Source organism: Streptomyces sp. NPDC001868, from assembly GCF_040297125.1.
Classification (GTDB): domain Bacteria; phylum Actinomycetota; class Actinomycetes; order Streptomycetales; family Streptomycetaceae; genus Streptomyces.
Map to the genome: position 1 here is coordinate 158,583 of NZ_JBEOYO010000005.1, position 23,863 is coordinate 182,445.

17 protein-coding genes are annotated in these 23,863 nt (G+C 71.4%); 5 read left to right on the top strand and 12 right to left on the bottom strand.

The window, feature by feature from the left end:
- Positions 1-37 precede the first annotated feature (37 nt).
- Positions 38-2,092 (top strand): acetoacetate--CoA ligase, encoded by a 2,055-nt coding sequence (locus ABT147_RS08540; protein ID WP_502983059.1) that lies wholly within the window; start codon positions 38-40, stop codon positions 2,090-2,092.
- Here ABT147_RS08540 and ABT147_RS08545 read toward each other — a convergent pair.
- Positions 2,069-3,019 (bottom strand): LysR family transcriptional regulator, encoded by a 951-nt coding sequence (locus ABT147_RS08545; RefSeq protein WP_351403476.1) that lies wholly within the window; start codon positions 3,017-3,019, stop codon positions 2,069-2,071. The genes ABT147_RS08540 and ABT147_RS08545 overlap by 24 nt on opposite strands.
- Before the next feature lie 70 nt (positions 3,020-3,089).
- Here ABT147_RS08545 and ABT147_RS08550 point away from each other — a divergent pair, with 70 nt between their 5' ends.
- Positions 3,090-3,782 (top strand): cyclase family protein, encoded by a 693-nt coding sequence (locus ABT147_RS08550; RefSeq protein WP_351403477.1) that lies wholly within the window; start codon positions 3,090-3,092, stop codon positions 3,780-3,782.
- Positions 3,783-3,800: 18 nt separating this feature from the next.
- On the top strand, positions 3,801-4,253 hold the full coding sequence (locus ABT147_RS08555; RefSeq protein ID WP_351403478.1) for a GNAT family N-acetyltransferase: 453 nt from the start codon (positions 3,801-3,803) through the stop codon (positions 4,251-4,253).
- A 1-nt stretch (position 4,254) separates the two neighbouring features.
- On the opposite strand, the gene kstD is transcribed toward ABT147_RS08555, so the two are convergent.
- Positions 4,255-6,054 (bottom strand): 3-oxosteroid 1-dehydrogenase, encoded by a 1,800-nt coding sequence (gene kstD / locus ABT147_RS08560; protein ID WP_351403480.1) that lies wholly within the window; start codon positions 6,052-6,054, stop codon positions 4,255-4,257.
- Positions 6,055-6,338: 284 nt separating this feature from the next.
- Between kstD and ABT147_RS08565 the strand changes: the two genes are divergently transcribed.
- Positions 6,339-7,250 carry an alpha/beta fold hydrolase gene (locus tag ABT147_RS08565; protein ID WP_351403481.1) on the top strand — a complete coding sequence of 304 codons (912 nt, stop codon included), beginning with the start codon at positions 6,339-6,341 and terminating at the stop codon, positions 7,248-7,250.
- Positions 7,251-7,279: 29 nt separating this feature from the next.
- On the opposite strand, the gene fxsT is transcribed toward ABT147_RS08565, so the two are convergent.
- The 5 genes from fxsT to ABT147_RS08590 form a co-directional block, all read right to left on the bottom strand.
- Positions 7,280-11,218: an FxSxx-COOH system tetratricopeptide repeat protein gene (gene fxsT, locus ABT147_RS08570; RefSeq protein ID WP_351403482.1), complete on the bottom strand. Its 3,939-nt coding sequence runs from the start codon at positions 11,216-11,218 to the stop codon at positions 7,280-7,282.
- Positions 11,215-12,558 (bottom strand): TIR-like protein FxsC, encoded by a 1,344-nt coding sequence (locus tag ABT147_RS08575; protein WP_351403484.1) that lies wholly within the window; start codon positions 12,556-12,558, stop codon positions 11,215-11,217. The genes fxsT and ABT147_RS08575 overlap by 4 nt, the downstream gene beginning before the upstream one ends.
- 107 nt (positions 12,559-12,665) lie before the next feature.
- Positions 12,666-13,451: an AAC(3) family N-acetyltransferase gene (locus tag ABT147_RS08580; protein ID WP_351403485.1), complete on the bottom strand. Its 786-nt coding sequence runs from the start codon at positions 13,449-13,451 to the stop codon at positions 12,666-12,668.
- Positions 13,444-15,606, bottom strand: a complete 2,163-nt coding sequence (gene fxsBH / locus ABT147_RS08585) for a radical SAM/SPASM protein FxsBH, inactivated beta-hydroxylase extension form (RefSeq protein ID WP_351403486.1) — start codon at positions 15,604-15,606, stop codon at positions 13,444-13,446. The genes ABT147_RS08580 and fxsBH overlap by 8 nt, the downstream gene beginning before the upstream one ends.
- Before the next feature lie 102 nt (positions 15,607-15,708).
- Positions 15,709-15,891 carry a hypothetical protein gene (locus ABT147_RS08590; RefSeq protein WP_351403487.1) on the bottom strand — a complete coding sequence of 61 codons (183 nt, stop codon included), beginning with the start codon at positions 15,889-15,891 and terminating at the stop codon, positions 15,709-15,711.
- Positions 15,892-16,137: 246 nt separating this feature from the next.
- Between ABT147_RS08590 and ABT147_RS08595 the strand changes: the two genes are divergently transcribed.
- Positions 16,138-17,052 carry a DUF4231 domain-containing protein gene (locus ABT147_RS08595; protein WP_351403488.1) on the top strand — a complete coding sequence of 305 codons (915 nt, stop codon included), beginning with the start codon at positions 16,138-16,140 and terminating at the stop codon, positions 17,050-17,052.
- Positions 17,053-17,127: 75 nt separating this feature from the next.
- Here ABT147_RS08595 and ABT147_RS08600 read toward each other — a convergent pair whose 3' ends face one another.
- The 5 genes from ABT147_RS08600 to ABT147_RS08620 form a co-directional block, all read right to left on the bottom strand.
- The gene (locus tag ABT147_RS08600) at positions 17,128-17,619 is read right to left on the bottom strand and encodes a hypothetical protein (RefSeq protein ID WP_351403489.1); all 492 of its coding nucleotides are present in this window, start codon (positions 17,617-17,619) and stop codon (positions 17,128-17,130) included.
- Between the two features lie 255 nt (positions 17,620-17,874).
- Positions 17,875-18,912, bottom strand: coding sequence for a rod shape-determining protein (locus ABT147_RS08605; RefSeq protein WP_351403621.1), 1,038 nt, complete (start codon positions 18,910-18,912; stop codon positions 17,875-17,877).
- 180 nt (positions 18,913-19,092) lie between these two features.
- A complete protein-coding gene (locus ABT147_RS08610; protein WP_351403491.1) occupies positions 19,093-20,700 on the bottom strand; it encodes a carboxyl transferase domain-containing protein in 1,608 nt (535 codons plus the stop codon).
- Positions 20,693-22,162 carry an acyl-CoA synthetase gene (locus ABT147_RS08615; protein WP_351403622.1) on the bottom strand — a complete coding sequence of 490 codons (1,470 nt, stop codon included), beginning with the start codon at positions 22,160-22,162 and terminating at the stop codon, positions 20,693-20,695. Before ABT147_RS08615 ends, ABT147_RS08610 begins: the two co-directional genes overlap by 8 nt.
- A gap of 106 nt (positions 22,163-22,268) precedes the next feature.
- Complete coding sequence (locus ABT147_RS08620) at positions 22,269-23,720, bottom strand: SLC13 family permease (protein WP_351403492.1); 1,452 nt, start codon at positions 23,718-23,720, stop codon at positions 22,269-22,271.
- Between the last annotated feature and the right edge of the window lie 143 nt (positions 23,721-23,863).

Here is a 23,863-nt window from a genome sequence, read left to right on the forward strand (position 1 = left end):
GACGACCACGAACGCGGCCACGACCACGGCTGTGGTCATGACCGGGGACGCCACCGCGACCACGGACGCCGACGCGAGCCCGACCGTGGGCGCGACCACGCCGGGCGCCGACCCCTTCTGGACCCCGGACCCGGAGACCGCCGCGAGCAGCCGAATCGCCGACTTCACCCGGTGGGCCGCCGGCCGCTTCGGCGGGGTCGCGGCGGACGCCGACTACGCCGAGCTGCACCGCTGGTCGGTGACCGATCTGGAGGGGTTCTGGGGCGCGGTCTGGGAGTACTTCGGGGTCGAGGCGGACGCGCCGTACGAGAGGGTGCTCGCGGACGAGCGGATGCCGGGCGCACGCTGGTTCCCCGGCGCCACCCTCAACTACGCCCACCACGCCCTGCGGGATCTGCCCTCCCACGCCCCGGCGATCGTCGCGCTGGACGAGACCGGTGCCGGATACGAGGTGACCGGGCGGCAGTTGCGGGCGCGGGTCGCCTCCGTCGCCGCCACGCTGCGCGATCTGGGGGTGGGGCCGGGGGACCGGGTCGTCGGGTATCTGCCCAACACCCCGCACGCGATCATCGCGTTCCTCGCCGCCGCGAGCATCGGCGCGGTCTGGTCGGTGTGCGGGCAGGACTACGCACCCAGGGCCGCCGCCGACCGCTTCGGCCAGCTCGAACCGACCGTACTGATCGCGGCCGACGGCTACCTCTTCAACGGCACCCCGCACGACCGCCGCGAGGCCGCGCTCGAACTGGCCCGCTCCCTACCGGGGTTGAAGGCGACCGTGCTGGTGGGCCGCCTCGGACTGCCGTGGCCGACGGACAACTACCCCACGCTGGTGGTCCCGTGGGAGGACGCGGCGACCCGTACCGAGGAACTGGTCTGTGTCCCGGTGCCGTTCGACCACCCTCTCTGGGTCGTGTTCTCCTCCGGCACGACCGGGCTGCCCAAGGGCATCGTCCACGGTCACGGCGGTGTCCTGCTGGAGCACCTCAAGACCCTCGGCCTCCAGTCCGACCTGGGCCCCGGCGACCGTCTCCTCTGGTACACCACCACCCACTGGATGATGTGGAACCTGGTCGTGTCGACGCTCCTGACCGGGGCCACGACCTGTACGTACGACGGCAGCCCGGCCCTCCTCGCCAAGCCGGACATCCTCTGGGAGCTGGCCGCCCGCCACCGCGTCACGCTTTTCGGCACCAGCCCCCAATACCTGCTCGGGATGGCCAAGTTCGGCATCGACCCGTCCGTCCACGACCTGTCGTCGATCCGCGCGATCGGCTGCACTGGCTCCGCGCTGCCGGCCTCCGCGTACCCGTGGGTCGGCCGACATGTGGGCGAGCGCGTGCAGTTGGTCTCCGTCAGCGGCGGTACGGACATCGTGTCCGGCTTCGCGGGCGGCGCGCCCAACACCCCCGTGTGGGCGGGTGAGTTGTCGGCGCCGCATCTGGGGGTCGCGCTGGCCGCGTACGACGCCGAGGGCTCGCCGGTGGTGGACCAGGTGGGCGAGCTGGTCGTCACCCGGCCGATGCCGTCCATGCCGCTGTCCTTCTGGAACGACGTGGACGGCAGCCGCTACCGGGACGCCTACTTCTCGTCGTATCCCGGGGTGTGGCGGCACGGCGACTGGATCACCGTCACCGGGCACGGCTCGGTGATCGTCCACGGGCGCTCCGACTCCACGCTCAACCGCAACGGGGTGCGGCTCGGGAGCGCGGACATCCATGACGTGGTGGAGCGGATGCCGGAGATCGTGGAGGCGCTGGTGATCGGGGCGGAGGAGGCGGACGGGGGGTACTGGATGCCGTTGTTCGTCGTCCTCGGGGCGGGTGTCGAGCTGGACGACGCCCTGCGTGAGCGGGTTCGCGCGGCGATTCGTGACGGGGCGTCACCTCGGCATGTTCCCGACGAGATCATCGCCGTGCCGGCCATTCCGCATACGCGCACCGGGAAGAAGCTGGAGGTGCCGGTGAAGAGGTTGCTTCAGGGGGCGGCTCTTGAGGACGTGGTGAATCTGGCGGCTGTGGATGAGCCGGGGGCGGTGGAGTTCTTCGCGGGGGTGGGGGCGGAGCGGCGTCTACGGGATCGGGGGGAGGGGTGAGTCGACGGGTGCGGGTGTCAGACCCAGGTTCATTGCCGACTGTTGGAGGGCCTCCACCAGAGCCGACGTTCGGGGCTGGGGGCCGGACGGGGAGGCCGGCCAGGTCGCCGCGATGCGGCGGTGGCCCGCTACCTGGACCGTGGGGAGGGCGACGGTTTCCGGTGGGGCGTCGGTGAGGGCGAGGGTCGGGACGACCGCCGCGCCGAGGCCGGCCCGGACCAGGGCCAGGGTGGTCGGGAACTCCACGGCGGTGTGGGCGCGGCGCGGGGTGAAGGCGTACTGGGCGGAGATACGGGCCAGGGCGCGGCCGCACGCCGTGCTCGGTGGGGCGGTGACCCAGGGGCGGTCGGCCAGGTCCCGGACCGTGCGGGGCGGCGGTGACCAGTCGGCGGGGGTGATCACGCGGTACTCGTCGTCGGCGAGCGGGGCGGACGCCAGGTCGCGCCACTGTTCGTCCGGGTCGGGATCGTCGCCGTCGTACTCGACGACCAGCAGGTCCAGGCCGCCGGTCCGCAGTTCGCGCAGGGCCTCGGGGCCCTCCGCCTCCACCACCCTCGGTTCCAGACCGGGATGGGTGCGGGCGAGGGCGGCGAGGGCCGGGACGAGCAGATGGCACACCGCCGAGGAGAACGCGGCGACCGTCACAGGACCGGTCGAGCGGCCGGTCAGCTCGGCGAGTTCACGGCGGGCCTCCGCCAGTTCGTGCTCGATCCGCTCGGCCCGCGCCGCCAGCAACCGCCCCGCCGGAGTCAGCCCCGCCCGGCGCCGCGAACGGTCCACCAGCGGCTGACCGACCTCCCGCTCCAGCTGCGCCAGATGCTGCGACACGGCCGACGGGGTCAGATGCAGCACCTTCGCGGCGTCCACGACACCACCGCGCAACGCCACGGCACGCAGGACGCGCAGCCGGCGGGGGTCCAGTTCCATAAGCCGTACTGTAGTGCCGCTTCAGTAAATCTTGCTTGTGATGAAGTGGTGCTACAGGGAGGATCGGGGCATGAGCAGCAAGCAACGGCGGATCGTCGACCTCAGCCATCCCATCCGGCACGGGATGATCACCTACCCCGGCCTCCCTGGCCCGGAGATCGGCGACCACCTCACCCGAGAGGCCTCCCGGAAGATCTACGCGCCCGGCACCGAGTTCGCCATGGGCCGGATCTCGATGGTGTCCAACACCGGCACCTACGTCGACAGCCCGCACCACCGCTTCGACGACGGTCAGGACCTCGCCGGGCTGCCGCTCGACCGGCTGATCGACCTCGACGGGGTCGTCGTACGCGTCGAGGGCATCGCCGACCGAGGCCGGGCCGTGGACCGGGAGACACTGCTGCCGTACGACGTGACCGGCCGGGCGGTGCTGATCCACACCGGCTGGGCCCGGCACTGGGGCACCGAGGCGTACGGCCACGGCCACCCCTACCTCACCGCCGACGCCGTCGCCTGGCTCGTCGAGCGGGGAGCCGTGCTCGTCGGCATGGACACCCTCAACATCGACGACACCGACGACGGCACCCGCCCCGCCCACACCGGCCTGCTCGCCGCCGGCGTCCCCGTCGTGGAACATCTGCGGGGCCTGGAGCACCTGCCCCCGGAGGGCTTCCGTTTCCACGCCGCGCCGCCGGCCGTGGAGGGCATGGGCACGTTCCCGGTACGGGCGTACGCGCTCCTCGACGACCAGGGTGACGCGTAGCGGCCCTAGGCTGGCGCGGTGACCGATCTCGACATCAAGCGCGTGGACGGCACCGCCGGGGACGAGGAACTCGAAGCCTGGCGGTACGTCCACAACACGATCATCCCCACCCACCTCCTCTCCCTCGACGACGTCCGCGAGCGCGCCGTACGCAACCACCTCGAACTCGCGTACGTCGACGGCGTTCTCGTCGGCAATACGACGGTCCGCCCGCCCGAGGGGGACACGGCGACGGCCACGGTCATCGCGCGCGTGCTCGCCGAACACCGGCGGCGCGGGTACGGCGAGCAGCTGTACGAGCGGGCGTCGAGGCGGGCGCGGGAGCTGGGTGCCCGGGTGATCGAGACCTGCGTACTGGCCTCGAACGAGGACGGTCTGCGGTTCGCGCTCGGCCACGGTTTCGTGGAGACCGAGCGCTATCTGCTGGACGGCGACACGATCCCGTGGATCGACCTACGACACTCCGCTTGAACTACAGCTTCCCGGCGATGTCCAGCGCGGCCACGTACCCGAAGGTCATCGCCGGCCCGATCGTCGACCCGGCCCCGGCGTAACTGCGGCCCATCACGGCGGCGCTGGCGTTGCCCGCCGCGTACAGGCCGGGGATCACCATGCCGTCCGGGCGGAGCACGCGGGCGCGGGCGTCGGTGAGGAGGCCGCCCTTGGTGCCGAGGTCGCCCGGGACGATGCGCAGGGCGTAGTAGGGCGGCAACCACAGGGGCGCCAGACAGGAGTTGGGGGCGACGGACGGGTCCGTGTAGTAGTGGTCGTACGCGCTGTCGCCGCGCCCGAAGTCCGGGTCGTCGCCCTGCCGGGCCAGGGAGTTGAAGCGGTCGACGGTCGAGCGGAGGGCGGCGGCGGGAACCCCGATGGCACCGGCCAGCGCGTCGATCGACCAGGCCTTGTGGACCGCCCCGGCGTCGTACCACTCGTCGGGGAACGGGAAGGTCGGCGCGATGTCCTTGAAGAGGTAACGGTTGCGGTAGTTCTGGTCGACGATCAGCCAGGCCGGGATGTGCGCGGCGGACGCGGTGTCCTTCTCGTACATCGTGTGGACGACATCGCTGTACGGCCCCGCCTCGTTGACGAACCGCGCACCGCTGCCGTTGACCAACAGCCCACCGGGCAGGGTGCGTTCGGCGAGACAGAACCAGGCCTGGCCCGGGGTGTCGACGGCCGGCCCCCACCAGGCGTCGTCCATCAGCGCGAGATCGGCACCGGCCCGCTGACCGGCCCGTATCCCGTCCCCGGTGTTCTCCTTCGCGCCCACCGTCCACCGCGTCCCGACGGGCTGCTCCTGGTACTGCGCCCGCATGGCCGCGTTGTGCTCGAAGCCGCCGGAGCCGACGATCACACCCCGGCGGGCGCGGACGAGTCCGGCCGAGCCGTTCTTGGTGACGACCGCTCCCTTCACGGCCCCGTTCTCCAAGTAGAGGTCGGTCAAAGGGCTGTTGAGCCACACCGGCACATTCGCGCCGAGCAGCCCCGCCCGCAGCCCGCCCGCCAGCGCCTGCCCCATGGTGAGCGGCTTCTGCCCGAGCAGCGCGGCCCGCGTCCCCCGGGCGAGACACTCCGTGGCGACGGCCAGCCCCTTCACGCTCACGGCGGTCAGCGCGAGCCACTTGTAGTCGGCGCTGAACACCACCATCCCGGCAGGCGTGGCCAGATAGGGGGGATTCAGCCGGGCCAGCTCATCGCCCAGCAGGTTCCCGTCGAACTGGTCCGGCTCGATGGACCGCCCGTTCGGCAACCCGCCCGGCAGCTCCGGGTAGTAGTCGCTGTACCCCTCCATCCACCGGAACCGCGACGGGCTGTTGGCCATGACGAACGACAGCATGGCGGGCCCGTGATCGAGAAACGCCTTCTGCCGGTCGGCGGGCACGTCGTCCCCGACCACCGCCGCGAGGTACTGCGCCGCCTTGGCCGGCGTGTCCGGCACCCCGGCCGCCTTGATCACACTGTTGTTCGGCAGCCAGATCCCGGCCCCCGACCGCGCCGCCGACCCCCCGTACGTCGGCGCCTTCTCCACGACGACACAGCTCAGCCCCTGCTTCGCCGCCGTCAGCGCGGCGGTCATCCCGGCCGCGCCGGAGCCGACGACGACCACGTCGTAGGTACCGAGGAGGGGCGGAGCGGCGGCCGCCGCCGGGCTCCCCACCACCCCACCGGCCGCGACCGCGACCCCCGCCCCCGCGGCCGTACCGATCACCCGCCGCCGACTGGGGCCGGCCTCCGCCCCCGTACGTCTCTCAGGTTCCGCGCTCTTGGCCATGCCGGACGCTCCAGCCTCACGAAGGGATGGTGGCCGTGCTGTTCCCCCGACGACGGCAAGGGGCCCGTTCGCGCCGGGTGGTGTGCGGAGCCTCGAATCTGACGTGAAGGGGTGGTGAAGTCAAGACACGTGTCGGGCATGGTGCAGGTGGGGTACGGGCCGCACGACACCCCTCTTCTCCGTGGGGTGGACGGTCGCCGGCCCGGTTCGTTTCGTGGGAGGGGCGGACGGGAAATGTCCCGGCAGCGTGGTCCCGGTCCACGGACCGAGGGAGGGGGAGCGCTGTGCATGACCTGGCACGGGCACCGACCCATGTCCGGGCGCCCGACGGGCGGCTGCTCAGGGTCGAGTGCTCGGGGGATCCCGCCGGGCGGCCGGTCTTCCTGTTCCACGGAATGCCCGGCAGCCGGGTCGGCCCCCGGCCGCGGTCGATGTTCCTCTACCAGCGCGGGACACGGCTCATCAGCTACGACCGGCCGGGGTACGGCGGGTCCGACCGCAGACCGGGACGGCGGATCGTCGACGTCGTGGAGGACGTGACCGTCGTCGCCGACGCGCTGGGCGTGGACCGCTTCGCCGTTGTGGGCCGCTCCGGCGGGGCCCCGCACGCGCTGGCGTGCGCCGCGCTGCTGCCGCACCGGGTGACCCGGGCGGCCGCCCTGGTGACACTCGCGCCGAGCGACGCGGCCGGGCTGGACTGGTTCGCGGGGATGGCGCCCTCCAACGTCAACGAGTTCCACACGGCGTCAACCGATCCCCAGCGTTTCGTGGACCGGTTGATCCCGCGCTCCGCCGAGATCCGTTCCAACCCCGCCCGGCTGCTGGAGGAGTTGAGGGACGAGCTCACCGACGACGACCGGCTGATCGTGTCCGACAACGGCATCCGCTCGATGCTGCTGCGCAACTACCACGAGGCGCTGCGGACCTCCCCGTACGGATGGATCGACGACGCGCTCGCGCTGGCCCGGCCGTGGGGGTTCGATCCGGCCGGGATCCGGGTGCCGGTGCTGTTCTGGCACGGCGCGAAGGACGTCTTCTCCCCGGCCGCCCACTCCTCCTGGCTCGCCGCGCGCATCCCTCGCGCCACCGCCGTACTCGAACCCGCCGCGGCTCATTTCGCCTCTCTGCGCGCCCTTCCGGGGGCGCTGGGCTGGCTGCTGCGAGGGACACCGCTACCGGTGGTGCCGCCCGTCTGAGCCGTCGGCGCCGGCCCCGCCCGAGGCTTTCACACCGTCAGCGGCTCCAGATCCCGGTACACCCTGCGTTCCTCGCCCACCAGTTTCGTCACGCCGCTGCCCACACCCAACTGCGACTGCCGCCGGGCGAGTTCGGCGATCGTCGCCGCGCGCAGCTGCTCCGCCTCCTCCACCCGGCCGAGCGCGCGCAGCGTCAGCGTGGAGTTGGCGACCACGGCCAGTGCTTCCGGATGCTGGGCGCCGAGTACCACCTGGAGGGTGTCCCGGGCGAGTTCCTCCAGGGCCCAGGCTTCCTCCATGCGGCCTTGTTCGGCAAGGACGTTGGCGTAGTTGGCCCGGCAGAAGAGTGTGTGCGGATGCTGGTCGCCCAGCACCTCCGCCATGCGGCGCGTCACCCGCCGGAACACCGCTTCCGCCTCCTCGGCGTCCCCACAGGCCCAGTGGTAGATGCCCAGGTTGTTGAGCGCGACCTGGGTGTACGGGTGCTCCTCACCCGGCACCCGCATGTACTCGGCCAGTGTCGCCAGCGCGATCTGCCGGGCTTCCTCCGGTCTGTCGGCGGCGTAGAGGTCCGCCGCCCAGTTCAGGTCGCAGGCGAGCGAATCGGGGGTGTGCGCGTCGTACTGGGCTTCGTACTGTTCGCGGGTCGCCTTCGTCAGACGGCGTGCGTCCTCGAAGTAGCCTGCTCGCCGCAGTGACACGGCCAGCGACTTGGCGCAGCTGAGTGTGCCGGGGAAGTCCTTGCTCAGCGCGGACTTGTGGGAGGCGTACGCCTCCGACAGCAGCGTCACCGAGTCGGTGTAGAGGCCGACCTCGCGCAGGTCGCGGCCGAGGCTCGAAGCCGACGACAGCGAGTAGGGGTGGTGGGGACCGAGTACCTTCTTGCGGCGGTCGTAGGTGTTCTGATCGATCTCGCGGGCGTCGTCGTAGAGGCCGACCATGCGCAGGGCGAGCGCGAGGTTGTTCGCGGCCATGAGCGTCCGCGGGTGGGCTTCGTTCAGGAGCTGGCTGAAACCCTTGTGGGCGTCGCGGGCCAGCTTCTCCGCCTTGCGGTAGTTGCCGAGCGCGGCGTGGTCACTGGCGAGGGAGGACGTGGTGATGTACGTGTGCGCGTCGGTGGGGCCGAGGATTCGTGTCTGACGCTCCAACAGGTCCTCGTCGATGTTCTTGGCCTCCACGAAACGCCCTCGCGAGCGCAGCACGTTGGCGAGCTGGCAGCGCAGAAACAGATACTGCCGGTCGTCCTCGCCGAGCAACGACCCCCAGTGCGCCAGCAGTTCCTCGGCCAGATTCTGCGCGGCCGGGAAGGCGCCGCGCTTCCACAGGTAGCGGACGCGGTCGATGAGCAGGCGGCGAGGTTCGTCCTCCGAGCAGCTGCGGATGTCCGAGGCGCGCAGATGGGGCCAGATCACCTCGAACTTCGGCCAGTTGTCAGGGTCGTCCGTGGGTTCGTCCTTGTCGGGGCGGGCGCCCGCGAGGACGGTGTGGACGACATGTCTGGCGTGCCGCTGCTGCTCCTCGTCGAGCTGGGAGCGGATGACGGCCTGGACCAGCCGGTGGATCTGGATGGTCCGGTCGTCCTGGTCGACCTTGGCGAGGGCGAAGCGGCCGATCTCGCGCATGACCTGGCCCACCATCAGGCTCTCCTGGAGGACCGGGTCCACCTTGCGCAGTTCGTTGCGCATCTCCCTGCTGTAGATCAGGTCGCGGGAGATCGGCTCGGGGGCCATGAACGCGCACAGCTGCAGCAGCCGTACCGCGGCGGGGGAACGTTCCGCCAGGCGGCCGATGGAGATGTTCCAGGTCGCGGCCACCGTCGTGGGATAGGCGGTGGGCGGGTTGAGGTCCAGCACATGGGTGGTCTGGTCGGCGAGCGCGTTCAGGTACTCGTCGACCGGGGTGGCGGTCTCGGCCAGCCAGGCCGCCGCCTGCTCCACGGCCAGTGGCAGGTCGCCCACCGCCTCCGCCACCCGGTCGGCCTCTTCCGCGCTCAGGCTGGTCGCCCGCACGGAGAGGTGCTCGACGCTCTCCTGGCGCAGGAACACATCGACGGGCAGCGGGGCGGCCTTCTGCGCCCAGGCCTGGTTGCGGGAGGTGACGAGAATGTGCCCGCCGCCGCCCGCCGGGAGGAAACGGACGAGGTCCTCGGGGTCGTCGGCGTTGTCGAAGACGAGGAGCCAGCGCTTGGTGGGCTCACCGCGGGCCAGTTTCTGCACGGCCTCCTGGCTGACCAGGCTCAGGTCCTCCCCGCCGGCCGCGCCGATGCTGTTGCCCAGCTGGGCGAGCGAGGCCACGACGTTGTCCTCGTGCTCGGCGGAGGTCCACCACACCAGGTCGTAGTCGGCCATGAACCGGTGCGCGTACTCCAGGGCCAACTGCGTCTTGCCGACACCCCCGAGCCCGAACAGCGCCTGGGGGCGCGGCAGTACGACGGACATGCCGCCGTGGAGCTGCTCACGCAACTGGTCGAGGATCAGGCCGCGGCCGGTGAAGTTGGCGTTGCGCTGGGGCGCGTGCCAGATCGTCGGTGTCAGGCCCGGGAAACGAGGATCCGCCGAGCCGCCGGGCACGGACTGGGCAGGCAGCCGCAGGGCGCCGAGGAGACCGCCGACGCCGTTCGTCTCGTCCATCCGGTGCAGGTTCACCCAGTCGGCGGTGGAGCCGACCGGCCGGACCTCTTCGACACGTGCCTGGACGTGCACGGCGGCGGGTATGTCCCGGACGGAGTCGGTGAGCACCTGCCTCGTCGCCTCCGCGTTGCGGGACTTCTGGAAGGCCTGCGACTGCAGGACCAGGACCCGGGTCTCCGGGGCGGGCCGCCGGGGCGGGCCGATGGCCACGTCGTGCAGGGTGACACGGCAGCCGGATCGTTTGAGCACCGCCTCGGCCCACTCCGCCCACATACGGTTCTCGGCCGCGTACACCACGAGGACCTCCACCGCGAGTGTCGTCGGCGGCTGCCGGGTGAACGCCTCCAGACAGCGCAGCCGCACCTGCTCGGGTATCGGCGGCAGTTGGGTGACCTCGCCGTCGGAGAGTCTCGCCGTGAGCCGTTCGAAGGCGGACAGCAGGGAGTTCGCGTTGCCGCTCTGGTCACCCACGGTCGCGAGGGTCTCCTCGTACGCGTAGTACGGCTTGTACGGGATCTCGACCGCGCCCCAGTACGCCGTGAGTTCCTCGGGGCCCAGCTCCTCCCCGTCGGCCCCCTTGGGCAGTCCCTCGAACTTCAGCCGGGCCAGTGCCCGCCCCGTGTCGGCCTTCTCCTTCTCGCCCTCGTCGATGCGCATCGGCACCGGCAGCACCCGGATCCGCCGCTTGCGGTAGCCGCCCTCCACGGTGCGTGCCACGGCGGCCGCGCCGTCCAGGGCCTGGCCGCTGAGCGTGAAGCAGTCGACGAGGACATCGGGCATCTGGATGGTGCAGATGTCCGCGTTGTCGGACAGGCCGGTCCGGCTGTCGATGAGGATGTAGTCGTACGACGCCTTCATGTCGTCGCGCAGCGCGTCCAGGAACAGACCGCCGCCCAGCCGCTCGTAGAAGTTGTCCCACTCGAAGGAGGACACGGTCGCCGAGTACTCCCGGTTCTGCCGCCCCGCGGACAGGAAGTCGAGCGAGCCGCCGTCCGGGAAGGACAGACCGTACCGTTCGGGTTCGAGCGAGACGGCGTGCTCCTCGACATGCGCGTAGTCCCGGTGCCAGGGCCCGGTGCGGGGGCTGCCCGTGGTCGCCGCCCACGAGTACTCGGTGATGATGTCGATCACCCCCGAGGTGGCGGCGAGCGCGTTGGGGTCGAGGAAGGGCTCGAAGAAGCGGTGCAGACCGGGCGCCTCCAGATCCCAGTCGACGGCCAGGACCCGTTTGCCGTTGGCGGCGAGTATCCAGGCGGCGTTCGCCAGGGCCATGGTCCGGCCCGTACCGCCCTTGTACGAGTAGAAGGTGATGATCCGTCCGCTGTGCCGGGCCGTCATGCTTCTCCTCGATGGTCGGAACCCGCGGGGGGCCGCTGCGGGTAGGTGGGGCCCATGAGACGGGGCTGTGGCAACTGCGGGCCCTCGGGTGGATGTGCATCGGCGTGCTTGAGGTACTGCCGCGTCAGATGCGCCACCACGGACGGCAACACATCGGTGAACGCCTTCAGGGTCGGTACGCCGTTGACCGCGATCCGGCAGTCCGTGCGCCGGCCGCGTTCCAGGATCAGGGGGAGGGTGCGCTCCAGCTTCGCCTTGACCTGTCGTCCCTCCTCGCCCTGGCAGGGCTGGTCGGCGCGGTTCCAGGGGACCATCGCGGCCACCCAGGGCCGGGCCGTAGCGTCGAACGCCTTGAGCCGGCGCCGCCGTTCCTCGTCGAGGACCGCCCAGCAGTCGACCAGCAGCAGCGCGGGATGCCCGGAGCCCGACTTCTCGCCGACGGTGTCTGCGTCTGCGTCGGTGTCGGCTCCGCCCGTGGTGAGGTCGCCGGTGACCGGGTCCGAGTCGTCGAAGTCGGACACGGTGATCCGGTAGTCCAGCGACCGGATCATCTCCTCGGCCAGCACCGGCAGCGGACGCGTCGACTCGTTGTGGTACGGGTTCCACTTCAGGGCGTTCTCGCCGTACGGGTGAGTGCCCCGGTTGTCCGGGACGTCGTGCCGGGCGGGCGCGGCCACACTGAGGTGCAGCCGGCGCGGACCGTCGCCCGGCGGCCGGAAGGCACTCGGTATGGTCTCCCACGGCCGGGGGTCGCTGGAGGGCAGCGGGGTCTGCTCGGCGACCTGCACGATCCGCTGCGCGAGTGTGAACACGGTTTCGTCGTACTCGTCCCGCAGCCGCTTGAGCTTGATCAGCCCGTAGATCCCGTGGGCCAGATACCGCTCCCCGAAGGCGGGCCGCTCGACCTGGATGCTCCGGGCGGACTCGGGAAGCGCGTTGAGGTCGACCCGGGTCCACAGCACCGGGACGATCGCCGGAATGTCCCCGGCGCCGCTGTCCCGGGCCTGGCGCATTCGGTCGGTGAAGGCGAACCATTCACGGCCGCAGTTCTCACTGCTGAAATAGCGCGGGGAGTACAGCGGGACGAACACCCGGCAGCGCGCGAGATTCTGGCTGAGCTGCTCCTGCCAGTCACCGGATCGCATCTCCCGGTCCATGAAGCCGACGTCGGAACCCTCGAAGGCCGTGTGCGCCAGGATGTCGGTCCACAGGTCCTTGAACAGCGTGTGCACCCAGTGGTCCGGGTCGCCGCCGATCCCCGAGGACGGCGTATGCGCGTAACTCAGAAAGAAGTAGGGCCGCTTGTCCGGCTCGACCCGCCCCCGTGCGTGACTGTTCACATGCCCCCCGCCTGTCGGCGCCCTTGTGCCCCCGCCGGAGAGTCATCTGGCCGGAGCCAACAATGTGCCCGACTGCTCTGGGTACGGGATGGCTTGTTTCACGTCAATCATCCGCGATATCCGGACATCAGCCGCTGAGCGGAGTCGACGGCGTCGCGCAGACCGAGGAGAACCATCGGCCTCCCTGCCCATTCCCGCTCTTCGAGCAGCTCGCGCGGCAATCGCGCCCCGATCTCCCCGAAGTCCCCGTCGAACAGGGAGAGATCCTCGTAGGAGATCCAGCCGCCCCTCTCCTCCAGCACACAGCGGTACGTCCGCATCGGCGGCGCCGGGGTCGTCCGGTACTCGGCGAGGTGGAAGGCGGTGCACACCTCGAACCCCACGCGCAGCAGGAGTATCTGGGCGTCCGCCGTGTACAGGGAGGCCATCGGGGACCGTTCGCCGAGGTGGCAGTGCGGGTCGTGGTCGGCGAGCAACTCCGCCGCCCGGGGGCCGAGTCCGGCGAAGGAGGTCTGCGGGTGGGCGCTGCGCACCGCTCCCGGTGTGGTCCGTACACACTCGGCGAGCGCGCCCATGGTCGGGCAGGGCGTGACGTCCTTCTCGAACGGGAGCATCGCCGCCCGGAACTCGGCCTTCTCCCGCTCGGTCATGCCCTCCGTGGACACGTGGTACGCACGGGAGGTATCGGAGTTCTCCGGGGTGAAGGCGGGTACGACGAGTGTGCCGTCGGGGCCGAGGGCGCGCAGCAGCGCGTCGCGTACGGCGGTGGGGGCGAGACCGGTGCCGCTGAGGGAGGAGTGGACCATCAGGACGCCGCCGGGGCGGACGCCCATCTCGGCCAAGTCGTCCTGAAGACGCCGCAGAAGGCCCTGTGGTCGAGTGGCGTCAGCCATGAAGCGATACCCATTCCCTTCGTAGTTCCGCGGCCAAGTGGGCTCCGCTCTCGGTGAGTTCGGCGCCGTCGAGAGCGGCGAGGCCGTCCAGGGCGTGCCGGGTGCGCCGCAGTTCCCTGGTGACGGTGGCCCGGTCCGTCGACACGGTGGCCCGGCCGAGAGCCTCGCTCGCCTCGTCGAGGAGCCGTCCGGCGCCGGTGCCGGGCACGTTCAGGTCCGCGACCTGGCGCAGTGCGGCCAGCCTGGACCGCCGCCCCAGCAGCGGAAGTTCACGGATCAGTTCCTCGGGTTCGAAGTCGACGGCCACCCCCAGCGCCCCGGGTGCGTCCGTACTCAGCCGCAGCCCGGTCCCCGCCGCGAGGGGGGTGACTGTGGTGCCGAGGAAGGCGTCGGAGCCCCACCGCCGGCCCGGCTCGCGTTCGTCGAGAGTGTCGTACGTGGCACGGAGCCGTTTGGCGAAGAGCGCCAGATCGCTGGGGCTCAGCGGAGCCGCGACCGGCACCGGGTAGCAGTCGCGGTAGGGATCGGCGTCGTCGAGGAGCAGCGACGGTCCGTCGGTGGGTTCCATCGTGGTCAGCGGCTGCCATGCGAAGGTGAGTTCGCCGCCGTCCTGGGCTGTGCCGGTCACCTGGAGTCCGTCCGCGGTGACCGAGCATTCGACTCGTCCGGGTGCGGAGAGCCGCAGGGTGCCGAGGGACGGGAGGTGGAGGTCCCGGTCAGGCTGGTGCCAGCCGAGGGTGGTGTGCGACTCCGCCAGTACGGCGGCCGCCGTGGCCGTCGCCATCAGCCGGGGGAGGTCGGCGGGTCCGTCCAGGGAGCGGCGCAGCACGATTCGCAGATACGGGTGGGCGAGAACGGTGTCGAGGCGGGCGCCGGTGGCGGCGTCGGAGTCCAGGTCGAGCAGGAGCCGCCAGGCCGCGTCCCAGTCGGGGTGACCGACCAGCGCGGCGTTCACCCGGGCCAACAGGGCCCTGTGCAGGTCCAGTTGGGCCAGCCGGAGTTCTTCGGCCCCGGTGACCGCCGGGTGCAGGGCGTGCTCGGTGATCCGCTCGGCGATGCCTTCCACCAGGCCCCGCAGGTCGGCGCAGAACACCGAGGGATTGTCGAAGCCGTTGTCGACGCTGTAGCGGTGGGCGTAGAGGCCGCCGCCGCAGGACTCCACGACCGGGCAGCGCCGACAGGTCTCGCTGATGCCGGCGATGCCCAACTGGCGGGCGCGGACACCGGGGTGCTCGGCGAACTCCGCGAACCCGTGCCGGAAGACGTCGTAGCCGGTGGCGGGGGCGCCGGCGTACGCGGTCTTGAGGGAGTCGGCCTGTTCGAAGGTGCCGTCGGTCTCGACGACCGCCAGGTCGGACGGCGCGAGCCCCATGGCCTCGGTGAGACTGGGGCCGCCCCGCAGGGTGCTCAGCACCGAGTCGAAGGTCCTGACCCGCATGGGGCGCCCCTGTTCCTCCCAGCGGTCGAAGACCTTCAGCAGCCAGTCCGCGTAGGGGGTTCCGAGGCCGTGGCCGGGAGGGGGACTGTCCCAGGTCGAATGCGGGAGGAGGTAGTCGATGCGGGGCGGTTCGAGGGCGGTCAGCGCGTCGTGCACCGCGACCGGGTCGTTGGCCACGTCCACGGTGCACAGCAGGCCCTGGAACAGGTGCCGGTACTCCGGGAGGCGGAGCAGCCCGACCGCTCGCAGCACCCGGTCGTAACTGCTGCGGCCCCGACGATCCAGCCGATGGCGGTCGTTCGCGGCACGGTCACCGTCGAGCGAGATTCCGACCTTCACACCGAATTCCCGGAATACTTCCAGGTGCCGTCTGTTCAGTTGTACGCCATTCGTGTGAATGCGCAAATCCACTGTGGTGACCGGTGTCAATATGCGGGTGAGTTCCGCGCAGATCTGTCTCAGCCGGGCCGGTCCCGCGAGAAGTGGTTCTCCACCGTGCAGAATCACGGCGACGGATTCCAGTTCGCTGTTCGTCGCGTATTCGGCGAGCCTGCGGGCCACTTGGCCGAGGGTTTCCTCCGCGATCACCACGGGCCGCGCGCGCCAGCTCTGGTCGGCGTGCTCGTACACATAGCAGTGGTCGCATGCCAGGTCGCATCGGCTGTGCACCTTGAGGACCAGCTGCTGGATCGATCGCTGGCTGCGGGAGTCCGTCACTTTCCCGGAGTGTACGCGCAGGAGGCGCCCGCTGAAGGCGGCGCGAGACCTCAACCACCTTGATCATCAAGGAGGTTGAGGCCTCGGTGCGGTGCTCGGGAGCTAGATGGACGAGTTGAACTCGCCCGCACCGGCGGGGCGCGACTCGCGAACCTCGGTCACTCGACCGGTGAACCGCTGGACGCGGAGTTCACGCGTGTCGATCGTCGCGAGTAGGGCCGTCCGCTGGGGAGCCGGTCGAGTCTCGCCCGGTCGGCGGATCGGCTTCGTGCCCGGAACGTTCATGGATTTCTCGTCCTCCTCAGGTGACCAACTTGCGTCATCACTCCCTGGCCGACGAGATCCCGTGGCAAGGGCCTGGTCATCGAGGTGTGAACGACACCGTAGGGCATGGTTCTATCATGCACGCCCTATACCACGCACGCCTCCGACCGTAAAGGGTGCCTGTTCTTCCGTGGGTGGCCTGGCGCGAATTCAAGATTGACGAGAGCATGACCGTCCCGTTGACTCCGGCATCCGTACGAGGTGCGCATGGCTGCGACGCCCGGCCCCAGCACTACGGTGAGTGATCGAGATCTGTCTCCGTTGTTCCGTGTGTGCGATGAGAAGGCGGTGGCCCATCAGGGGGAATCCTTCAAGGTCGTCCGTACGCAACTGGTCGTTCTGCTGCTCGCGACCGCGACCGCCTCGCTGGCGGAACGGGTGGGGAGCCGGGTGCCGTCCGGTGTCGCGGCGGTGCTGTACGCGCTGACGATCGGGATCGGGCTCTACGCGTCCCGGCGTCGTGCGCGGGCGCAGTGGCAGGCGCATCGGGCGGCGGCGGAGGTGGTCAAGTCGTTGGCGTGGCAGTTCATGGTGCACGGGGGGCCGTTTCCCTCGCGGCTGGTCAATCCCGAGGCGATGTTCGCCGAGCGGCTGGAGGAACGGCTCAGCGAGCTGCGGAAGGTGGGGTGGGAGGACCCGAGGGAGGGGCCAGGTGAGCGTGGGCTCGGGCAGATCACGCCGGTGATGCGGGCGGTGCGGGCCAAGGGGTTCGCGTCGCGGCGGGACATCTATCTGCGGGACCGGGTGTCGGAGCAGCTCGCCTGGTACGGCAACAAGGCCGGGCAGGCGCACCGGGCGTCCGTGCGCTGGTCGGGGATGACGACCTTTCTGACGCTGCTGGCGCTGCTCGCCGCCGTGCTCAGGGCGCTCGGGGTGATCGAGGGGCGCTGGGATCCGACCGGCGTGCTGAGCGCCGCCGCCGCGGCCGGTGTCGCCTGGCAGGAGGTCCGGCGGCACCGGCCGCTCACGTACGCGCACAAGCTCGTCGAACAGGACCTGGACACCCTGCGCGTCGCCATGAGCACCACCGTCAAGGAGGACGGGTGGGCCGACGCGGTCGCCGAGGCGGAGCGGGTGGTCTCGCCCCAGCACACGGACTGGCTCGTGCGGTTCGGGTCCTGACGGGACGAGGGACAAGGGACAAGGGACAAGGGTCGAGGGGCGAGGGGCGAGGGACAAGGAGCGAGGGGGGCGGGGTCAGGTGCGGCGTACGCCTGGGCTCCACAGGACCGTCACCGGGACGCCCGTGAGGTGGGCGTAGTCGACGATGTCGGCCGTGCCGCCGAGGCCGCGGGAGGGGGCGCCGTCCCAGACGGCGATCATGCGGTCGGCGTGGTCGACGATGTAGCGGCCGGCCGCGTAGTACGCCTCCTCGTGGGTGCGTTCGCGCGGCAGTTCCACGCGTTCGGCGGAGCACTTGAGGAGCCTGCGGTAGGCGGCCCGGACCTGGTCGTCGCCGAGGTGGGCCTCGTAGTCCATGCCGGGGATCACGGCGGTCAGCTGCATACCGCTTTCGAGGGCCAGCTCCGCGAAGAGCTGGTCGGCGCCGGCGGCGAGGCTGCTGAGGGCCCGGGTGGTGGCCTGGCGGTCCCGTAACTCCGCCCGGATGCCCGAGCGGACGGCCGAGAGGGCGGCTTCCGGGATCTCCCGGTGTCCGGTGATACCGATCCGGGTCACGGGCCCTGGCATCCGTGCGCTCACCTCCGTGTCCGGTTCCTCCAAGTAACCCTAGCGTCGGGGGACTTCGGCGAGAACGACGCGTACGGGCGTTCGGACGTTCGGTGGGGGTGTCGTCGGGGCACCGGGGGTGGCCACCGGGGGAGTGCTGTGGTGCCGACCGCCCTTGCGTGCTCCGGACGCTGCCGCTAGGAGGGATGCCGGGAGGGGTGTGGGAAGGGCGCCGGCCGGGATGCTGGAAGGGGATGCCCGCGGGCCGGCGGCCGGTCAGTCGCCCACCGGGTCCAGGCTGATGGGTGCGATGCGGCCCTCCAGCATGGCGCCGATGCCGAGGGCGGCGCAGACGTCGGGGCGTTCGGCGATGTGGACCGGCATCCCGGTGGCGTGGCGGAGCATCTGGTCGAAGCCGGGGAGCAGGGCGCTGCCGCCGACCATCATGATGCCGCGGTCCGCGAGGTCGGCCACCAGGTCGGGCGGGCAGTCGCGCAGGACCTTGCCGATGCCGTCGACCACGGCGGTGAGGGGGGTCTGGATCGCGTCGCGCACGGCCGCGGTGTCCACCTGGACGGAGCGGGCGAGCCCGGTCGCCACGTCGAGGCCGTGGATCTCGGTGGACTCGGGGCCGTGCGGGGTGAGGCCGTTGCCGGAGAGGGCGAGCTGGAGCGGCCGTACGGACTGGCTCGGCAGGGTCAGTTCGTGGCGCAGCCGCAGGTGCTGCACGATCGCGTGGTCGATGGCCTCGCCGCCGACGGGGATGCGTACGGCGCTGACGACCGCGCCGAGGGAGAGGACGGCCAGCTCGGTGGCGCCCGCGCCGCAGACCATGATCATGGTGGCTTCGGGCTGCTCGACCGGGAGGCCGCAGCCGACGGCCGCCGCGATGAGCGTGTCGACCAGTTCCACGCGGCGGGCGCCGAGGCCCACCAGGGTCTCGATCGTGGCGCGTTGGGCGAGCGGGTCCGCGCCGTGCGGGGTGCACGCGGCGGCGCGGAGCACGGGCTTGCGCCGCAGATTGCGGCGGACCCGGTCGCCCAGCAGCTGGCGCAGCATGCGCTGGGCCATCTCGATGTCGACCACCGTGCCGCCGGACACGGGCCGCACGACCCGGATGTAGTCGGGCGTACGGCCCATCATCTTCTCCGCGAACTCCCCGACCGCGATCAGCGCGCCCGTCCGGGTGTTCACGGCGGCCACGCTCGGCTGGTCCACGACCAGGCCCGCGCCCTTCACGAACACCCGGGTCCGCGCGGCTCCCAGGTCGACACCGAAGTGGCAGCGGCGCAGCTGCTCCAGACTGGCGGTCATCGCTGTCATTGCGGATCCTCCCGAGGGCACGGACCGTACGGACCGCCGCCGGTCGGCGGTTCCCTGGTTCCCTTTTCCCTTTGCATCGTGCGGGGGGTGGGGGCGGGGTGCCTGTTGGGGTGGGCCGGGTGGGGGTACGGCCGGACGGGTGATCCGGTGCGAGTCGTGCTTGACGGGCGGTCAGAAGGGGTGATCGGGCGTGGCGGGTGCGACGTCGGGCGTCGCGGGCGCGACCACGCCCCGTACGACGCCCAGCTCCACCAGGTCCTGTGGCCGTACCCGGAGCTCGTCCGCCGTCGCCCGGGTCAGTTCCGGCGGCCGTTTGAGGATCGCGGCCGCCAGTTCCGGGGCGATCACCGAGAAGTAGCTGTCCGGGGTGGCCCAGGTGTTGTCGGGGGCGGCGAGGGCGAGGGCGCCGCCGGAGCCGCCCTCGCCGATGAGGAGGGTGGTGAGGGGGGTGCGGGCGGTGGCGACGGCGGTGAAGAGGTCGGCGATGGCGGGGCCCGCGCCCTGGCGTTCCGCTTCGGCGTCGTTCGCGGCGCCCGGGGTGTCGACGAGGGTCAGTACGGGGATGCCGAGGCGGTCGGCGAGGCGGATCAGGCGGGCGGCGGTGCGGTAGCCCGCCGGGCGGGTGGGGGTGCCGGACTGGGCGGCGTAGGCGATGGTGCGGCCGTTGTGTTCGCCGAAGCCGCAGAGTATGCCGGGGTCGGTGCCGCCGGCGCGGTCCCCTTGCAGGGGGGCTCGGCGGGTGAAGTAGGTGTCCAAGTAGGCGGTGGCTCGGGGGCGTTGGGGGTGGCGGGCGCGTTGGACGGCTTCCCAGCCGGTGGTGGGGAGGGTGGGGAGGGGCGCCGATTCGGGTGGGGGGATCGGTTGGGTGGCGGCTGCGGGGTCGTGGGGGCTGGTCGCGCCGTTCCCCGCGCCCCTTGAGGGCCTGCGGCCCTCGGCGGGGGCGCGGTCTGGGAGGGCTTGGGGTGCGTCGGCGGCTGCGGGTGCGTCGTGGCTGGTCGCGCCGTTCCCCGCGCCCCTGGAAAGCAGGGGCTGCGCCCCGTGCTCTTCAGGCTGCGGGGGAGTGTCCGGTGGAAGGGCTCGGGGTGGGGGTGCCGGGGCTGTGGAGGGGGTGGTCAGGAGGGTCAGGTAGAGGGTCAGGGTGTCGCGCAGGGCGGTCGGGGGGATCACCGCGTCGATCGAGCCTGCCGCGAGTTGGGACTCCGCCGTGTAGGCCGTGGGGTCCGCGGCCGGGGGGCGGACGCGGGAGCCGGCGAAGCCGATCTGGGTGGTGGGGAGGGCCAGGGTGATGTCGGCGCCGGCGCCCAGGGTGGCCCAGCCGCCGCCCGTGGTCGGGTCGCGGAGGACCGCGATCTGGGGCAGGCCGGCCTCCCTCGTGAGGGCCGACTCTCGGGCCACGCGCTGGAGTTGGGCGAGGGCGCGCATGCCCTCCTGCATACGGCTGCCGCCGGTCGCGACCAGGGAGACGACCGGGAGGCGGTGCTCGCGCGCGTACGTGTACGCCGCCTCCAGACGGTCACCGGTGCGTTCGCCGAGCGAGCCGCCGAGGAACCCGAACTCGAAGGAGATCAGTACGGCGGGTGAGGTACCGATCGTCGCCCGGCCCCACACCACCGATTCGTCCTCGCCGGTGCGCTCGGCGGCGCGGGCGCGTGCGGTGTCGTAGCCCTGCCAGGCGAGGGGGCCGTCGGGGGCGTACTCCCGTTGCGGGGTGGGGAGTTCCGTGAAGCCGTCCGTCAGGAGGGTGATGGCCTCGCGGGCCGGGAGGCGACGGTCACTCATCCGTCTTCAGCGCTCGCTTCATGATCTTGCCCATGTCGTTGCGGGGGAGGGAGGAGAGGTAGTGGACGGTTCGGGGGCGTTTGTGGGGGGAGAGGTTGGTGGCGACGTGGGTCGCCAACTCGGTGGCCGAGGGAGGGGATTGGGGGTCCGCCGGGACGATCCAGGCGACCACGCGCTCGCCCAGGTCGGGGTCCGGTGCGCCGGTGACCGCGGCCTCCCGTACGCCCGGGTGTTCCAGGAGCGCGTTCTCGATCTCGCCCGCGCCGATCTTGTAGCCGCCGCTCTTGATGAGGTCGGTGGCCTTGCGGCCGACGATGCGTACATAGCCGTCGGGGTCGCGGACGGCCATGTCGCCGGTGCGGAACCAGCCGTCGGAGGTGAACGCGGCGGCGGTCGCGTCGGGGCGGTTGAGGTACTCGGTGAAGAGGTTCGCGCCGCGCACCTGGATCTCGCCGACCGACTCGCCGTCGTACGCGGTGAGCGGGGTGCCGTCGTCCTCGACGAGCCTCAACTCCACGCCCGGCAGCGGGAGTCCGACCGTGCCGGCGCGGGGCTCGCCGTCGGCGCGGACGCTGGTGTTCATCAGGGTCTCCGTCATGCCGTACCGCTCGATCACCCGGCGCCCGGTCGCCGCGGCGATCCGTTCGTGGTCGTGCACCGGCAGCGCGGCCGAGCCGGAGACGAGGAGACGGGCGCCGCCGAGCGCCTTCGCCAGCTCCGGGTCGGCGGGCAGGGTCTCGGCGATGCGGTGGTACATCGTCGGGACGCCGAACAGCATCGTCGCGCCGGACGACAGCTCCCGGGCGACGGCCGTCGTGTCGAACCTGCCGAGGTGCCGGACCGAGCCGCCGCGCCGCAGCGGGCCGAGGATGCCCAGGATCAGGCCGTGTACGTGGAAGAGGGGGAGGGCGTGGACCAGTACGTCGTCGGCGGTCCACTGCCAGGCGTCGGCCAGCGCGTCCAGGGTGGTCGCGATGGCGCGGCGGGGAATGACGGCGCCCTTGGGCGGGCCGGTGGTGCCGGAGGTGTAGACGATCAGGGCCGCCGTGTCGGGGGTGGCGGCCGGCTGTTCCTCGGGGGAGGGGGCCCTGCTGTCGGGTGCGTGTACGTCCACGTCGACGCGCGCCAACTCCCTTACGGGCGCCGGTAGTTCGTCAGACGGTGCGGCGAGGACCAGTGACGGGGCGCTGTCGGAGAGGATGTGTCCGAGTTCCTTCTCCCCGGACTTCGGGTTCAGGGGTACGGCGGGGACGCCGGCCCGTAGCGCCGCCACGACCGCGACGGCGGTCTCCAGCGTGGGGGTCGCCCAGACGGCGACCCGGCCGCCGCCCCTGACGCGGTCCGCCAGGGCGCCGGTGACGGCCGCGAGTTCCGCGTACGTCAGGGACCGGTCGCCGAAGCGGAGGGCGGGCCGGTCGGGGGCCTGGGCTTCGCCGGTGAGGGCCGGGAAGAGAGGGGACACGGACACGTTCTTCGCTCCTTGTTTGTCGCCTTGTTTGTCGCCGCGGTTGGGGCTGTGGCTGTCGCTGTGGTTGTCGCCGTCCGATGTACCGCTACCGCGCATGTGACTATCCGAACCCCGGGACCACCAGCACCAGCCACATCACCGCGGGTACGACCGCCACCACGATCCCTCCGTAGATCATCAGCTGTCGGAAGAAACGCTCGCGGTCGACGTCCGGTGCGGCGGCCAGGACCAGCGCGCCGTTCGTCGAGAAGGGGCTCACGTCCACGACCGTCGCGGACACGGCGAGTGCCGCGATCATGCCGACCGCGCCGATCTCGCCCTGGGCCAGGAACGGTACGGCCAGGGGGATCAGGGCGCCCATGATGCCCACGGAGGAGGCGAAGGCCGACACGATCGCGCCGATGTAGCAGAGGAGGAGGGCCGCGAGGAGGGGGATGCCGATGTCGCTGACGCCCTCGCCGGCCCAGGTGATGGTGCCCATCTCGTCGAGTACGCCCACGTAGGTGAGGACGCCGCAGATGAGGAGGACCGTGGACCAGGCGATCTGGCCCACCGCCTTGCGGCTGTCGTCGGGCCAGAGGGCGCTGAGGGTGGCTGCGAGGGTTACCGCGGTGAGGCCCGCGTCCAGGTCGAGGGCGAGGACGGCGATGACCAGGGCGAGGAGGGAGGTGAGGGTGGCTATGCGGGCCGGGGTGAGCTGGGGGGCGGGTTCGGTGCCGTCGGCTTCGGAGTGCCCGGGGGTGGGGTCGGCCGGGGGTTGGGTCCGCTGCTCGGCGGTACGAGGTGCCGCTGCGCCCACCCTCCCCCACTCTCGACTTCGCTCGAGCGGGGGGACCCCCATCGCCCCAGCGGCACGATTGCCCGCAGCTACGTCAACGGGACGGTCGTCCGCAGCTGGGTCGGTGGGGCGGTCGCCCGCAGCTGAGTAGGAGGCGTCAGCCGGTTGTTTCCACAGTTTCAGGCCCCCGAACAGGACGAACACCACGCCCGCGATCACGAGGTTGGCGAGTAGGGAGGTCAGGAAGAGGGTGAGTTCGTTGCCGGGGAGGTGCTCGCGTTCGACGATGCCGTTGACGATCGTGCCGTAGATGCTGATCGGGGAGAAGCCGCCGCCCTGGGCGCCGTGGACGACCATCGCGCCCATCAGGAGGGGGCTGATGCCGTAGCGCGCGGCGAAGCTGAGCGCGATGGGGGCGACGATCGCGACCGCGGCCGGGCTGACCGCGCCGATCGCGGTGAGGGCGCCGGTGAGGAAGAACATCACCCAGGGGATCAGCGCCACCCGGCCCCGTACGAGCCGGATCGAGGCGTGCACGAGCCAGTCGGTGGTGCCGTTGGCGCGGGCGATCGCGAAGAGATAGGTGACGCCGACGAGGACGACGAACAGGTCGCCGGGGAAGCCGGCGAAGATGCCGTCCGCGTCGAGGTCGGCGACGAGTTCGCCCACGCCGAAGGCGGCGGCGAAGGCGAGCGCGCCCATGTTCACGGAACGGGTCGTGGCGATGACGAACACCACGGCGAGGACGAGGATCGAGATGAGTTCGGGGGACATACGGGCTCCCGTCGTTGGGTCCCGGAACGGCTGTGGGGGCGAACGATTGGCCGAGTGGCTGAGCCACTTACGGTTGGTCAGCGTGGGGGCGTACGGCGGTGGCGTCAAGGGGTCGCGCGGGGATTGGCTCAGCCACTCGGCCA

What these genes read in the sequence shown, in the direction of transcription:
- ABT147_RS08540 (WP_502983059.1), top strand. Translation starts at nt 38, where the DNA reads ATGACCGGGGACGCCACCGCGACCACGGACGCCGACGCGAGCCCGACC.
- ABT147_RS08545 (WP_351403476.1), bottom strand. Translation starts at nt 3,019, where the DNA reads ATGGAACTGGACCCCCGCCGGCTGCGCGTCCTGCGTGCCGTGGCGTTG.
- ABT147_RS08550 (WP_351403477.1), top strand. Translation starts at nt 3,090, where the DNA reads ATGAGCAGCAAGCAACGGCGGATCGTCGACCTCAGCCATCCCATCCGG.
- kstD (WP_351403480.1), bottom strand. Translation starts at nt 6,054, where the DNA reads ATGGCCAAGAGCGCGGAACCTGAGAGACGTACGGGGGCGGAGGCCGGC.
- fxsT (WP_351403482.1), bottom strand. Translation starts at nt 11,218, where the DNA reads ATGACGGCCCGGCACAGCGGACGGATCATCACCTTCTACTCGTACAAG.
- ABT147_RS08580 (WP_351403485.1), bottom strand. Translation starts at nt 13,451, where the DNA reads ATGGCTGACGCCACTCGACCACAGGGCCTTCTGCGGCGTCTTCAGGAC.
- ABT147_RS08590 (WP_351403487.1), bottom strand. Translation starts at nt 15,891, where the DNA reads ATGAACGTTCCGGGCACGAAGCCGATCCGCCGACCGGGCGAGACTCGA.
- ABT147_RS08595 (WP_351403488.1), top strand. Translation starts at nt 16,138, where the DNA reads ATGGCTGCGACGCCCGGCCCCAGCACTACGGTGAGTGATCGAGATCTG.
- ABT147_RS08600 (WP_351403489.1), bottom strand. Translation starts at nt 17,619, where the DNA reads ATGCCAGGGCCCGTGACCCGGATCGGTATCACCGGACACCGGGAGATC.
- ABT147_RS08605 (WP_351403621.1), bottom strand. Translation starts at nt 18,912, where the DNA reads ATGACCGCCAGTCTGGAGCAGCTGCGCCGCTGCCACTTCGGTGTCGAC.
- ABT147_RS08610 (WP_351403491.1), bottom strand. Translation starts at nt 20,700, where the DNA reads ATGAGTGACCGTCGCCTCCCGGCCCGCGAGGCCATCACCCTCCTGACG.
- ABT147_RS08620 (WP_351403492.1), bottom strand. Translation starts at nt 23,720, where the DNA reads ATGTCCCCCGAACTCATCTCGATCCTCGTCCTCGCCGTGGTGTTCGTC.